Annotated in this window: 12 protein-coding genes; 6 read left to right on the top strand and 6 right to left on the bottom strand. The window is 71.2% G+C overall.

Annotation, left to right across the window (positions count from 1 at the left end):
* Positions 1 to 169 precede the first annotated feature (169 nt).
* From ACZ67Q_RS03940 to ACZ67Q_RS03920, 5 genes are all read left to right on the top strand, one after another.
* Positions 170 to 901, top strand: a complete 732-nt coding sequence (locus ACZ67Q_RS03940; RefSeq protein WP_471175878.1) for an AfsR/SARP family transcriptional regulator — start codon at positions 170 to 172, stop codon at positions 899 to 901.
* A gap of 124 nt (positions 902 to 1,025) precedes the next feature.
* Positions 1,026 to 1,616, top strand: coding sequence for an RNA polymerase sigma factor (locus ACZ67Q_RS03935; protein WP_471175875.1), 591 nt, complete (start codon positions 1,026 to 1,028; stop codon positions 1,614 to 1,616).
* Positions 1,613 to 2,413: an MGMT family protein gene (locus ACZ67Q_RS03930; RefSeq protein ID WP_471175872.1), complete on the top strand. Its 801-nt coding sequence runs from the start codon at positions 1,613 to 1,615 to the stop codon at positions 2,411 to 2,413. Before ACZ67Q_RS03935 ends, ACZ67Q_RS03930 begins: the two co-directional genes overlap by 4 nt.
* Before the next feature lie 35 nt (positions 2,414 to 2,448).
* On the top strand, positions 2,449 to 2,994 hold the full coding sequence (locus tag ACZ67Q_RS03925) for a methylated-DNA--[protein]-cysteine S-methyltransferase (RefSeq protein WP_471175870.1): 546 nt from the start codon (positions 2,449 to 2,451) through the stop codon (positions 2,992 to 2,994).
* Between the two features lie 101 nt (positions 2,995 to 3,095).
* Positions 3,096 to 3,851: a 2OG-Fe(II) oxygenase gene (locus ACZ67Q_RS03920; RefSeq protein WP_471175868.1), complete on the top strand. Its 756-nt coding sequence runs from the start codon at positions 3,096 to 3,098 to the stop codon at positions 3,849 to 3,851.
* Positions 3,852 to 3,892: 41 nt separating this feature from the next.
* Here ACZ67Q_RS03920 and ACZ67Q_RS03915 read toward each other — a convergent pair whose 3' ends face one another.
* Positions 3,893 to 4,870 carry an NAD-dependent epimerase/dehydratase family protein gene (locus tag ACZ67Q_RS03915; protein ID WP_471175865.1) on the bottom strand — a complete coding sequence of 326 codons (978 nt, stop codon included), beginning with the start codon at positions 4,868 to 4,870 and terminating at the stop codon, positions 3,893 to 3,895.
* 7 nt (positions 4,871 to 4,877) lie between these two features.
* On the bottom strand, positions 4,878 to 5,831 hold the full coding sequence (locus ACZ67Q_RS03910; RefSeq protein ID WP_471175863.1) for a ScbA/BarX family gamma-butyrolactone biosynthesis protein: 954 nt from the start codon (positions 5,829 to 5,831) through the stop codon (positions 4,878 to 4,880).
* 220 nt (positions 5,832 to 6,051) lie between these two features.
* Here ACZ67Q_RS03910 and ACZ67Q_RS03905 point away from each other — a divergent pair, with 220 nt between their 5' ends.
* Positions 6,052 to 6,717 (top strand): ScbR family autoregulator-binding transcription factor, encoded by a 666-nt coding sequence (locus tag ACZ67Q_RS03905; RefSeq protein WP_471175861.1) that lies wholly within the window; start codon positions 6,052 to 6,054, stop codon positions 6,715 to 6,717.
* A 68-nt stretch (positions 6,718 to 6,785) separates the two neighbouring features.
* On the opposite strand, the gene ACZ67Q_RS03900 is transcribed toward ACZ67Q_RS03905, so the two are convergent.
* From ACZ67Q_RS03900 to ACZ67Q_RS03885, 4 genes are all read right to left on the bottom strand, one after another.
* Complete coding sequence (locus ACZ67Q_RS03900) at positions 6,786 to 7,550, bottom strand: SDR family oxidoreductase (RefSeq protein WP_471175858.1); 765 nt, start codon at positions 7,548 to 7,550, stop codon at positions 6,786 to 6,788.
* A gap of 55 nt (positions 7,551 to 7,605) precedes the next feature.
* Positions 7,606 to 8,265 carry a ScbR family autoregulator-binding transcription factor gene (locus tag ACZ67Q_RS03895; RefSeq protein WP_471175856.1) on the bottom strand — a complete coding sequence of 220 codons (660 nt, stop codon included), beginning with the start codon at positions 8,263 to 8,265 and terminating at the stop codon, positions 7,606 to 7,608.
* 941 nt (positions 8,266 to 9,206) lie between these two features.
* Entirely contained in the window at positions 9,207 to 10,853 is a 1,647-nt protein-coding gene (locus ACZ67Q_RS03890; protein ID WP_471175853.1) for a glycoside hydrolase family 27 protein, read from the bottom strand.
* A 340-nt stretch (positions 10,854 to 11,193) separates the two neighbouring features.
* Entirely contained in the window at positions 11,194 to 12,207 is a 1,014-nt protein-coding gene (locus ACZ67Q_RS03885) for a LacI family DNA-binding transcriptional regulator (RefSeq protein WP_471175850.1), read from the bottom strand.
* Between the last annotated feature and the right edge of the window lie 29 nt (positions 12,208 to 12,236).

The raw sequence follows: 12,236 nt of genomic DNA, 5'->3' as shown, positions 1-12,236 counted from the left end.
CTGACCGAATTAATTATCAGTCGTCATTCCGTTTGACGTCGAAAACGTTACACGCCTATCCTCGAATCGAAAAAACAGGATGCCTGTTCGAAGTGTTACGACACCACGGGGATAGGAATTCTTTATGAAGTCGGGCGTTCTCGGCCCCCTCTTACTGTCCGATTCCGGCGTGAATCTGGTGCCGAGCGCACCGAAGCCGCGCCAGCTCCTCGCCTTCCTGATGCTGAACGCACCGCGGATGGTGCGGGCCGGCGACTGCATCACCGAGCTGTGGGGGTCGACTCCCCCGAAGAGCGCGATGTCCACGCTCCAGACCTACGTGCTCCACATACGGCAGGCTCTGCGCGGCCCCCGCGGCGACCACAGCCGTCTGCTGCTGACCAGGAACCAGGGCTACCAGCTGGCCTTGGAGACGACCGACTTCGACCGGTTCCGGTTCGCGGAGCTGACGCGGCGCGGGCGCCTGTCCGCCGCCGCCGGGGAGCACCGCACCGCGTCGGAGATGTTCACCCTGGCCCTCGCCCAGTGGCGCGGGACCGCCCTGTCGGACGTCCGCACCGGCCCGCTCAGCTCACCGCACCTGGCGGAGCTGGCGGAGACCCGGCAAGGGGTCCTGGAACAGCGCATCGAGGCCGACCTCGCCCTCGGCAAGCACCGTGAGCTGGTCGACGAGCTGAGTGACCTGACCGCGCGCCACCCCACCCACGAGAACGTGCACGCCCAGCTGATGGTGGCGCTGTACCGCTCCGGCGACCGCAAACGCGCCGGGGACGTCTTCCACGGCCTGCGCCGGGCGCTCGGCGACACCCTCGGCATCGAGCCCGTCCCCCGGATGCGGCGCCTGTACCAGGCGGTCCTGGCCGGCAGCTCGGCGCTGGACGCTCCGGTCGTCCACCGATGACGCGTTCCCGACGTCCCCGGACGACCGTTTCCCGGCGTCCCCGGACGACCGCTTCCCGACGTCGACGGACGACCTCTTCGCGACGTCTGCAACCCCCTGGCCCTGGACGGTGTTTCTCTCAGTGATGGACGACAAGGCCGAGCAGCTGACCGATCTCCTGGCGGCGCACCTCGAATCCGGCTTCACCGAGCTGGTCCGGGTGCACGCCGGGGCGGTGCACGCGTTCCTGTACCGGGTCTCCGGCTCGTTCGCCGAGGCGGACGACCTGGGCCAGGACACGTTTCTGCGCGCCTACACGGCTCTGCAGGAGTACAGCCCCGCACGGCGCCGTGAGCTGCGTCCCCGCGCGTGGCTGATGACCATCGCAGCGAACGTGTGGCGCAATCACGTCCGTACCCGGACACGGCGCCCGGCCACGGCCGGACTGCCCGTGGAGGAGACCATGGACGTCTGGCCTGACCACAGCCCGGGCCCGGAGGAACGCGCGGCGACCGCGGAGGACCGCTCCCGCCTGGTCACGGCGCTGTCCGCCTTACCCGAGCACCATCGCATACCGGTCGTGCTTCACCATGTGATCGGGATGAGCTACTCAGAGGTGGCCGAGGTACAGGGCTGCGCGGTGGGCACCGCGAAGGCGCAGGTCTCCCGCGGGCTGGCCGGCCTGCGGCGACTGCTCGAACCGGAGCCGACGGCCCTGAAGGAGGTGACGATGTGAACGAAAGCAACGGCGACGCGGTCACGCGGCGTCTGCCGGATCTCGCAACCGGGGCACCGGAGGACTTCGCGCTGCGCGTGCTGCGCCGTGCGGGCATCTCCGAGGACCGCTACGACACGTACGTGCGCCTCGACACCGCCGCGGGCGGTCTGTTCGTGGCCGCCGGTCCACGGGCCGTGACCGGTGCCTGCCTGGACTCGGCGGGCCTGACCCCGACCGGCTTCGAGGAACTCCACCGCGCGCGCACCGGCCGCTCGGCGATCCCGGGGGGCCGACCGCTCCCCGGGCTCATTCCCGCGCTGCGCACCGGCCGGGCCCGCCGGCTGGCGATCGACCTGTCCGGGCTGCCCGCGCAGCAGCGCGCGGTCCTGGAGGCGGTGCGGAACATCCCCGCGGGGCAGCTTCGGCCGCTGAGCTGGATCGCCCGCGAGGCCGGCGCCGAGGCCCCGCCCTCGGCCTCCGAGATCCTGCGGGCGCTGGCGGCCAATCCCGTCGCCGTGCTCATACCGTGCCACCGGGTCACGCACGACAACGGATCGCCCTGCGACGCCGCGTACCTGCCGAAGGCGGGTGAGGCCCTGCGCCGGGCCGAACACATCGACATGCGCCGAGTGGCGGAGCTGTCCCGAGCCGGCGCGGTGTTCCTCGGCAGCGACACCACCTTCATCTACTGCCACCCCACCTGCGCCCACGCACGCCGCATCACCCCCGGGCACCGGGTGCACTTCCGCACCGCGCAGGACGCCCGCGAGGCGGGTTACCGGGCCTGCAAGAGCTGCCGGCCCCTCACCGTCTGACCCGGCGCACCCCGCAGCACCACAGAGAGGTCCCCATGCCCACCCCACTCACCGCCGCACTCGCCTCGCACCGCACCCCGCTGGGTCCGCTGACCCTCGCGGCCACCGACGACGCGCTGGTGCTGTGCGCCTTCGACGACCGTGAGCAGGCGGTGAACCGGATCACCCGCGGTGGCCTCACCGCCGTGGACGCCGACGCCGCCACCCCGGCCCAGCTCCGCATTCTGGAGGAGGCGGGCCGCGAGCTCGACGCGTATCTCGAAGGCCGCAGCCGCGCGTTCACCGTCCGGATGGACCTGCGCCTGGCCACACCGTTCAGCCGCACCACCGTGGAGCGGCTGGACGCCATCCTCCCGTACGGGATGACGGGCACCTACGCCGAGCTGGCCGCCGCGCTCGGACGGCCGCGGGCCGCGCGGGCCGTGGGCACCGCGCTCGGCGCGAACCCGCTGTGCGTGGTGCTGCCCTGTCACCGGGTGGTCGGCTCGGGCGGCCGGCTGACCGGCTACGCGGGCGGTGTCGCGGCCAAGCGGTTCCTGCTCGACCTGGAGTCCGGCCGCACGGCCGCGCCCTCCCTCTGAACGGGCGGGCGCCGGAGCACATCCCCCGCCTCCGGCGCCCGTCTTCATCCACGACCGCGGAGCACACCCTGACCAGCTACGACACCCCTCACCTGCCGGGCATGGAACACGGCCGCATCCCCACCGCGCCCCACGCCGGCGACACCGACGACACCCTCGACCTGCCCGCCGTGGACGCGCTGGACTGGACGGCGCTGAGCGCGGAGCTGGACGCCGAGGGCGTCGCCGTCACCCCGCCCCTGCTGTCGCCGGAGACCTGCGGCGAGATCCGCGCGCTCTTCGACCGGGACGACGTGTTCCGCAGCACCGTCGACATGGGCCGCCACCGCTTCGGAAGCGGCCGCTACCGCTACTTCGCCGCGCCGTTGCCCGAGGTGGTGACCGCGCTGCGCACGCGGCTCTACCCGCCGCTGGCGCGGATCGCCAACCAGTGGGCGGAACGCCTGGACCGGCCCCGCTTCCCGCAGACCCACGCCGAACTGACGGCGGCGTGCGCCGCGGCCGGACAGCTCCGGCCCACCCCCCTGCTGCTGCGCTACGGCCCGGGCGACTACAACTGCCTCCACCAGGACGTCTACGGCGAGCTGACATTCCCGCTGCAGGTGGCGGTGATGCTGGACCGTCCCGATGTCGACTTCACCGGTGGTGAGAGCGTCTTCGTCGAGCAGCGTCCGCGCGCCCAGTCCCGTCCCGTGGTGAAACGGCCGGGCCAGGGGCAGGGGCTGATCTTCGCGGTGCACGACCGGCCGGTGCGGTCGGCGCGGGGCTGGAGCCGCTACATGCTGCGCCACGGGGTGAGCGCGGTGCACGACGGCCGGCGGCACGTCCTCGGTGTGATCTTCCACGACGCACCGTGACGTCGGCGCCGTGGCCGGTGCCGGGGGCACCGGCCACGGTGTCATGCCGGCTGGCGCGCGTACCAGTCCCGGCACGCGGCGAACTGCTCTTCGAACACGGGCCCGGGCCGCTGCCCGGACCGCTCCCACAGCCTGCGCGCGTCGTACCAGTGGTCCTGGGTGACCAGGGCGTACTGATGGTCGGAGAGCGCGGGCATCGCCTGCCCGATGCGGGCGCGGTGTTCGGCCGGGGAGATGTCGCCGGGCGGCAGCGGCAGCCCGAGGACACGGTGCAGGGCGAGCAGGAGCCTGCCGAAGGGCAGCGGACGCGGATCGGCCGCGTGGTAGATCGCGGGGCCACGCGCCGCCTCGTGGTCACGGACGAGCGCCGCGACGCAGCGCCCCAGGTCCCGCAGCGAGATCAGCGAGATGAGCGGCCGGGTGTGCGCCGGCCAGTCCGGAACCGCCGTCAGCATCCGGGCCAGACTCGGCACCACCCAGCGGTCGCCCTCCCCGTAGATCAGATGCGGCCGCAGCACGATGCCGCCGGCGTCCAGGACTGCGGACTCCCCGCGCAGCCGGGACACGCTGGCCGGGGACAGGGGGCGGGGCGTGATCTCCTCCTCGCCGGCTCCGCGGTGCGGGCCGGTCCCGTACACGGAGGCGGTGCTCAGGTGGATGACGCGCGCGACTCCGGCGCGCCGGGCCTCGTCGAGCAGGGCGCGCACACCGAGGTGGTTGACCGCCTCGCAACGGTCGGGATCGCGCCCCACGTAGGAGGCGGCGTGCACCAGCGTCGTCACGCCCTCGCACACCCCGCGCAGCGTTTCCGGACGCGTGAGATCGGCGCCGATGTGCCGCACCCCGTCGGCGTGGGACACGAGCGCTGCGCCGCGGGACGACAGGACCCTCAGGTCCGGGGCGCCGGAATCGGCGCCCGACAGCAGCGCACGCACCACGGCGCCCCCGATGAAACCGGTGCCTCCGGCCACCAGGACGGTGCCCGTACCGTGCGCGGCGTGTGTCGTGGGTCCGGTCACGTGCCGCTCACTCCCCGGCCGCGGTGAGGATCGCGACCCGGCAGGTGCCGGCCTCGAAGCCGTCCTGGAGGAAGCGGACGGTGAGGGTGTGGCGTCTCCTGCCGTCGTGCTCCGGCTCGTCCACGGACACCAGACACGGCAGGTCGAACTCGACGTAGCGCCGGAACTGCGCCTCGCACGCGACCAGGAGACCACGGGGTGCGCCCAGGGCCAGCAGGCCCGCCTGCCGGGCCGCCTCCATGAGAACCATGCCGGGCACGTGGTCCACCGGGTGGTCGAAGAGCACCGGATGCTCGGCGACGATCCGCAGCGGGTGGGCGCCGGAGTCGGCGCAGGCGCCGAGCACGACGTCGGACTCACATTCGCGGCCCACGAGCCGCGGGTCGACCGGGGCCGTCGTGGTGTGCGGCGGCCGGGCATCGATCCGGTCGCCGCGCAGGCGCCGGTAGACGGCCTGCGAGGTGCACTTGCCGGTCAGCCGGCCGCTGCCGAGCCGCTCACCGTCGCGGTGGGCGACGACGTCGTAGCCGTAGCGGCTGACCACCCCGGCGCGCCGCTGTATGTGGCTGAGGCGCATGTCGAGCACGACATGGGCGGGGCGGGCCGGACGGGAGAGGCGTACCTGTTCCTCGTCGACCTCGAAGGCGGTGGACTCGGTGAGGAAGCCGGAGCCCATGGGCACGTCGAGCGCTTCGTGGGCTAACAACAGGCAGGCCTGTCGGATCGTTTCCGCAAACAGCATCGGGTCATGCCAGCGGCCGTCGACCGCTCCGTAGTAGCTGTGGGTGCGGGACCACTGCGCACCGAGGCGGTGATCGTCGTGAACGGTCTCCCACCCGGTCAGCAGCACCTCGGACACGGCGGCACGGTGGACGAGGCTCCGCGGAACGGTCTGCTCGAACAGACCGGGGCCACACCTCTCCCCGAAATACGGACGATCGGCTTGCAAAAGGGAATTCATTGCGCCCCCCGAGCTCTGGAAACTGATGTGAAACACCGTCTGACCAGTACCGATACAGCCTCGAAGGCTCCGCGAGCATCCGGGGCTCCGCGCCGAGAATACTAGCCGAATGGTATTCTTCAGCTAAAGGGAAAAGGAAGTCTGGGCGCGCGAGGGATCGCGGTGACCACGGGAGAGGCGGAATGCCGCCATCCGCACCGCGAGGGGAGGAGAACCGACTGTGGCGACGGGAACGAGAACACGGCAGGAGCGCGCGGAGGCGACACGGCAGGCGATCCTGGACGGCGCGGCTGCCGCGTTCGACGCGGCCGGGTTCGGCAGCACCAGCCTCAGCGACATCGCCAGGCATTCCGGTGTCACCAAGGGGGCGATGTACTTCCACTTCCAGTCGAAAGAGGCCCTGGCAAGGGAACTGGTGGCGGAACAGTTCGAACTGCTCCCCGCGGGCGCCGATCCCGACCTCCGCGCCCTGCAGCGAGCCATCGACCTGACGCACAGCATGGCCCACGGACTGCGCTCCAGCACCCGGTTGCGGGCGGGTATCCGGCTCGTCATAGAGCTCGGCTCGTTCGCGGCACCCGACCCGACGCCCTACAACCAGTGGATCGACTCCGTCCGCGACCTGCTGGCGAACGCCCAGGGCGCCGGCGACGTCAAGCCCGAGGTGAACATCGGCGACCTGTCGACCTACATCGTGGGGGCGTTCGCCGGAGTGCAGATCACGTCACAGGTGCGCACCGCCCGGCAGGACCTGCACGACCGGGTCACGGACATGTGGACGTGGCTGCTGCCCGGGGTCGTCCCTGCCCGCCGCCTCGCCCGGTTCGCACCGGCGGGGTCCGGCGAACTGTGGGCCGCGATCGGCGACGGCGCGAGGGTGGACTGAGGCTCCGGCCGGACCGCCCGGCACCGGGCGGCGCGGTGACGGCACCGCGGGTCACGCCGCGGGAGCCGTCACAGCCGGGAACCACCCGAGGCGTCGATGCACTGCCCAGTGATCCACCGCGACGACTCGGACGCCAGGAAGGCGACGATGTCGGCCACGTCGGCCGGCTGCCCCAGCCGCTCGAACACGGACCACGCGGCCAGCTCCGCCGCCGCCCGACTCGTACGGCGCTTCTGCGCGTTCATGTCCGTCTCGATGAATCCGGGCCGGACGGAGTTCACCGTGATGTGGCGCGGCCCCACCTCCTTGGCCAGCGCCAGGGTGAAGGTGTCGACCGCCCCCTTGCTCATGGAGTAGACCAGGGACTCCGGGTAGGCGATGCGGGCGGCCGCCGAGGAGATGTTGACGATGCGGCCCCCGTCCGGCATCCGCTCGAGCGCCTGCTGGGCCGTGAACACCAGGGACTTGGCGTTCACCGCGAAGATGCGGTCGAACAGCTCGGGCGTCACCTCGTGGATGCGGGCGGACCCGCTGACCCCGGCGTTGTTGACGAGGACGTCCAGTCCGGGACCCGTGCCGTGGCGTGCGGCTCCGGCGTCGAACTGGGCGTAGAGGCTCTCCACTCCCCCGGGCGCACCCAGGTCCGCTCGAATCGCGAACGCCTGTCCGCCACCGTCCCGGATGGCCCCGACGGTCGTGGCGGCCGCGCTCTCGTCCGCGCGGAAGTGGACCGCCACCAAGGCGCCGTCCTGTGCCAGCCGCTGCGCGATGCCCCGCCCTATCCCCCTGCTCGCACCCGTCACCAGTGCCGTCTTGCCCGCCAACGCGCGCATTTTCCTCCCCCTTGAGACCTGCGCCGGATCGCAGCCGTGGCAAGTTGTAGCACCGTCAGTGACTTGCGGCGCGCCTGCGAGCCGAAGACGCGCCCGGGGGCGCCGTGGTCCGCACCCGCGGAAGGGCGTCCGGAGAGGCGACGACGGGAAGCACCAGTTCCCACAGGCATCCGAGCCACTGGTGACTCTCGTCCTCGGACACGCCCATCCATGCCAGCGTCTCGACTCCGCAGACCACCGCGGTGACGAGGGTGCGCGCGGACAGGTCGGGAACGTCGGCGGCCAACTCGCCGTCCTTGCGCGCCATTTCGAGCAACTGCCCCAGCCGGCCCAGCCACAGCGGGTAGAAGTCCACAGGAGCCGGGCTCCCGGCCGTCCGCTCCCGCGCGATCCGCACGCCGGCCTTGATGAAGGGGTCCGAGCGCAGCATTCCGCTCAACGCGTGCATGGCGTCCACGAGGATCTGCAGACAGGACTTCTGCGCGCAGGTCAAGTCCGTGAGCATCGTCTCCAGGATGTCCTGGCCCCGTTTCTGCACGGCGTCCGCGAGGTCGTCCTTGGTCGGGAAGTGGAAGAACAGCGCCCCCTTGGTGACACCTGCGGCCCGGCTCACTTCGCCGAGCGTCGCCTTGACGAAGCCGTGGAGCGCGAACTGCTCGGCGGCCGCGACGATCAGCTTCTCCAGCGTGCGTTCCGATCGCTCTTGCTTCGCCATCGGTTGGTCCCCCCATGCTTCGAAGCGGCAGGACATATCCCCATAGGTCCACCGCCTGCACCGCCGGCCCGTCCCCGCCCTCGCGGTACTCGGCAGACGGGCGCGGCTCTCCCGTCTGCGGCACCAGCTTAGAAACCGGTCGAACGACTTGTCAATGAAAAGCCGGTCGACTGACTTGTGAAACGGGGGGCGGCCGCAACGGTCGCCGAATGCACCTGAGCGCCAGTGGACGCCCGTCCACGCGATTCGATCTTGGGGGCCCGTTGTCAACATCACCCAACCGGACTTTTCCCGGCGGCCGTTCGCGGTGGCTCAGCACCGGTTGCGTGCATCGTCGGCGCATGACGCCTCGTCAACAACGCCGCCGACGACCACGACTCCTCCATCGAGGAGACCGACCTCAAGGTCTACCAGCGGGCCATGGACCGCAATCTGCAACCCTGCTGGGTGATGACCAAGGCGACGTCGCCGTACCTCATGCAGCAGGCACAGCCCGTGCATCCGTCGAGGTCGATCGTGAGCGTCAGCGCCATGGTGGCTCTCCTTGCGTTCTGGCCCGTGCGTTCTGGCGGGTCTGCCCACAAGGCTGGAGCCGTTCGTCGCCGCCCCCGGGCCGAGCCCCGAAGAATGCCCAACCGGGGGTCTCTCGCCGCTCGAGCCGCCGACGGCGCGGTCGTCGGCGTGCCGGATGCGACCTGGGGAGGCCGTGAGCGCCGGGGTCGAGCGGGGACAGGATGACGATGGCGAGGGGTCGCCGAGGGTCTGGCCGGCGGCTGGGCCACGCTGCCGGGGTAGCCGCCCGCCGGGGAAGCCGCGCTCGCGAGCGCGGCTTCCGTCCGTCCCGACGAGCTCGCGAACCCGTCGGCGCACGGCAGAGCACATGCCGCCTGCGGGACGTCACTCGTACAGGGCACAGGCCCCGGCACCGTGCGCGCCGGGTGTCAGGCGCGGGACCACCTCTGGTCGGCCTGGCCGTTGCACGTCCACAGGACCAGCGGGGTCCCGTCGGCTGTGGCCGCCCCGTCGGTGTCGAGGCACAGACCGGCGTGGACGTTGCGGATCGAGCCGTCGGCGCCGAAGGTCCACTTCTGGTTGTCCTGGCCGTTGCAGGGCCAGGTGATGACGCGGGTGCCGTTGGTGGTGCCCTGGTCGTAGGCGTCCAGGCACTTGTCGCCGAAGACGCGGACCTCGCCGCCGGCCCACGTGGTCCACAGCTGGTTGGCGGCCGTGTGGCAGTCCCAGATCAGTACCGTGGCGCCGGGGGCGGTGGAGGCGTTGTCGACGTCCACGCAGCGGCCGGATGCGTTGCCCCGCAGACGCGAGGTGGTCGCGGTCAGCGGGCTTCCGCCGGTCACCCGGAAGGCGGCCACACCGTGGGAGGGGACGCTCGCCGAGATCTGCCCGGACGTGCTCGACACGGCGCCGGACCACAGGTCCGTGGTGGTGAACGGGCCGCCCGTCAGGCCCACTTGCGCGGCCGTCGTGGTGACCGTCGCGGTGGCGCCCGACCGGTTGAACAGGCCCACCGCGACCGAACCGTCCGACAGGGGCTTGGCGAACACCTCGGTGCTTCCGTCGTCGCGGACCCTGCGCCCGCCCGCGCCCAGCGGGTCCTGGTCCACCGCCAGCAGACGCGGGTTGCGCAGGATCGCACTCACGTCGGGGGACATGGTGCGGATGTCGTTGCCGGCCATGAGCGGCGCACCCAGCAGCGCCCAGAGGGCGAAGTGTGAGCGGGACTCGGTCAGTGTCAGGCCGGGACGTCCGACGACCAGCATGTCGGGGTCGTTCCAGTGCCCCGGACCCGACTGTGCCGCCAGCGGCGCGGTGACGTCGAGGACGTTGCCGACGCCCATCGGATAGCTGTTGGTGTTGCCGTTCTGCCAGATGTCGAGCAGGTCCTCGGTCGTCCGCCACTGGTCGGCGATCTCGCCCCAGTTGTAGGTGGCGCCGGTGATGGCGTGCAGGCTGTTGGGATTGATGCTGTAGACGATCGGGCGTCCCGTGGCGCGCAGCGCGTCGCGCATGCGGGTGAACCGGGCGACCTGCTCGTCGCGCGTGCCGTTCGGCGAGCACCAGTCGTACTTGAGGTAGTCGACGCCCCAGGAGGCGAACGTCGCGGCGTCCTGTGCCTCGTGCCCCCCGCTGCCCGTGGATCCCGGATAGGAGCCCGTGGCCTGCGCGCAGGTGCGCTCGCCCGGTGCCTGGTAGATGCCGAACTTCAGTCCCTTGCTGTGGATGTAGTCCCCGAGGGCTTTCATCCCGTTGGGGAACTTGGCCGGGTTGGCCCGCAGGCCGCCCTGCGCGTCACGCTGCGGATCGAACCAGCAGTCGTCGACGACGACGTACCGGTAGCCGGCGTCCCGCATGCCCGAGGAGACCATCGCGTCGGCGGCCTGGCGCACCTGGCCCTCGGTGATCCCGCATCCGAAGCTGTTCCAGCTGTTCCACCCCAGGGGCGGAGTGAGTGCCGGGCTGCCCGGTGCGGCCGATGCGGCGGAAGAGACGGAAGCCGTCACCGACGCGGTCACCGTCAGCGCGGAGGCCGCGAGGAGGCGGAGCAGTCGTCCACTTGATCGTTTGAACACCAGGGCTCCTTCGCAGGGAGTACACCACGGGGTCCGAAATTTCGGACGTCATTCGTAAAATCAAGGTGTCTCGGATGCTAGGTGCACGGGCGCCAGTGTCAACACCACTAGAGCAACGGGCTTCACATGACCGCTTGTTCGCCAGAACGAGTGGGTCCGAATGTTTCATGGATGGGAGCGAATGTGTGAGAAGGGTTGACGGACTTCACTGCCGCCCTATGATCCTGCTTGTCCAGTCGTCCGATCCACGTTCGTGATATCGGACAGACGCCACCCAACCCAAGCGCAGCCAGGCACCTCCCAGACGCGATCGTCGAGGGCCGGGGCCGGGTCACGGCCGTCAGGCGCTGGCGCGGGTGACCAATCGTGTGGGGAGGATCAGCGGGGTGGGATCCTGCCCGTTGACCAGTGCGACGAGCATGCGCGCCATCTCCCGCCCGAGAGCCTCTATGGGCTGATGGACCGTGGTGAGCGGCGGATCGGTGATCCGCGCGACGGTCAGGTCGTCGAAGCCGACCACGGCGACGTCGGCGGGGACCCGTCGGCCGGCCTCACGCAGCGTCCGCAGCGCTCCCACCGCCATGTTGTCGTTGGCGGCGAACACCGCGTCCACGTGGGGGTGTTCCGCCAGCAGACCGGCCATGGCGGCGGCTCCGCTGCGCTCGGTGAAGTCCCCCTCCTGCGGCGGCATCGGATCGAGACCGGCACCCAGCACGGCGTCCCGGTAGCCGCGGTACCGGGCACGCCCGGCCTCGGTGTCCAGCCTCCCGCAGATCGCGGCCACGCGCCTGCGGCCGAGCGCGAGCAGGTACTCGGTCGCCTCGCGCGCCCCGCCGACGTTGTCGACGTCCACGTACCACCGGGGCGCCGGACCCACCGGGCGGCCACCGAACACGACGGGCACCTGCGCTTCGTCGGCCATCCGGGCCAGCGGATCGTCCTCGCGCAGCGCCATCAGCATGGCGCCGTCCACGCCCTTGGACCGAAGGAGCTCCTCCACCCGCTTGCGCGCCCGCTCGGTGGCCGCCAGACAGAGCATCAGATGCAGGTCGGCCTCCTCCAGAGCGGCCGACGCTCCCACGATCACCCGGGCGAAGAAGGGGTCGGCGAAGATCGACGGATCCTCTCCGGAGACGACCAGGGCGGCCGCTCCCGTCTGACGGGTGGCCAGGGCGCGGGCGGTCGGATTGGGTACGTAACCGAGGTGCCGGACCGCCCGTTCGACCGCCTCCCGCTTGGCGCGGCTGACATGCGGAGCGTTGTTGAGGGCGCGGGAGGCCACGGACCGGGAGACACCGGCGTGTTCGGCGACCTCGTCGAGCGTCGGCTGCCGACGCGGCGCATCTTCTGTCATGAATCATGAGCCTCCCACAGATGGGGTGC

The sequence above is a fragment of the Streptomyces sp. NPDC036813 genome (assembly GCF_055609245.1).
Note: the sequence above shows the minus strand (reverse complement) of the source record. Positions and strands in the feature narration are given on the sequence as shown.

What these genes read in the sequence shown, in the direction of transcription:
- ACZ67Q_RS03925 (WP_471175870.1), top strand. Translation starts at nt 2,449, where the DNA reads ATGCCCACCCCACTCACCGCCGCACTCGCCTCGCACCGCACCCCGCTG.
- ACZ67Q_RS03910 (WP_471175863.1), bottom strand. Translation starts at nt 5,831, where the DNA reads ATGAATTCCCTTTTGCAAGCCGATCGTCCGTATTTCGGGGAGAGGTGT.
- ACZ67Q_RS03935 (WP_471175875.1), top strand. Translation starts at nt 1,026, where the DNA reads ATGGACGACAAGGCCGAGCAGCTGACCGATCTCCTGGCGGCGCACCTC.
- ACZ67Q_RS03900 (WP_471175858.1), bottom strand. Translation starts at nt 7,550, where the DNA reads ATGCGCGCGTTGGCGGGCAAGACGGCACTGGTGACGGGTGCGAGCAGG.
- ACZ67Q_RS03885 (WP_471175850.1), bottom strand. Translation starts at nt 12,207, where the DNA reads ATGACAGAAGATGCGCCGCGTCGGCAGCCGACGCTCGACGAGGTCGCC.
- ACZ67Q_RS03920 (WP_471175868.1), top strand. Translation starts at nt 3,096, where the DNA reads ATGGAACACGGCCGCATCCCCACCGCGCCCCACGCCGGCGACACCGAC.
- ACZ67Q_RS03895 (WP_471175856.1), bottom strand. Translation starts at nt 8,265, where the DNA reads ATGGCGAAGCAAGAGCGATCGGAACGCACGCTGGAGAAGCTGATCGTC.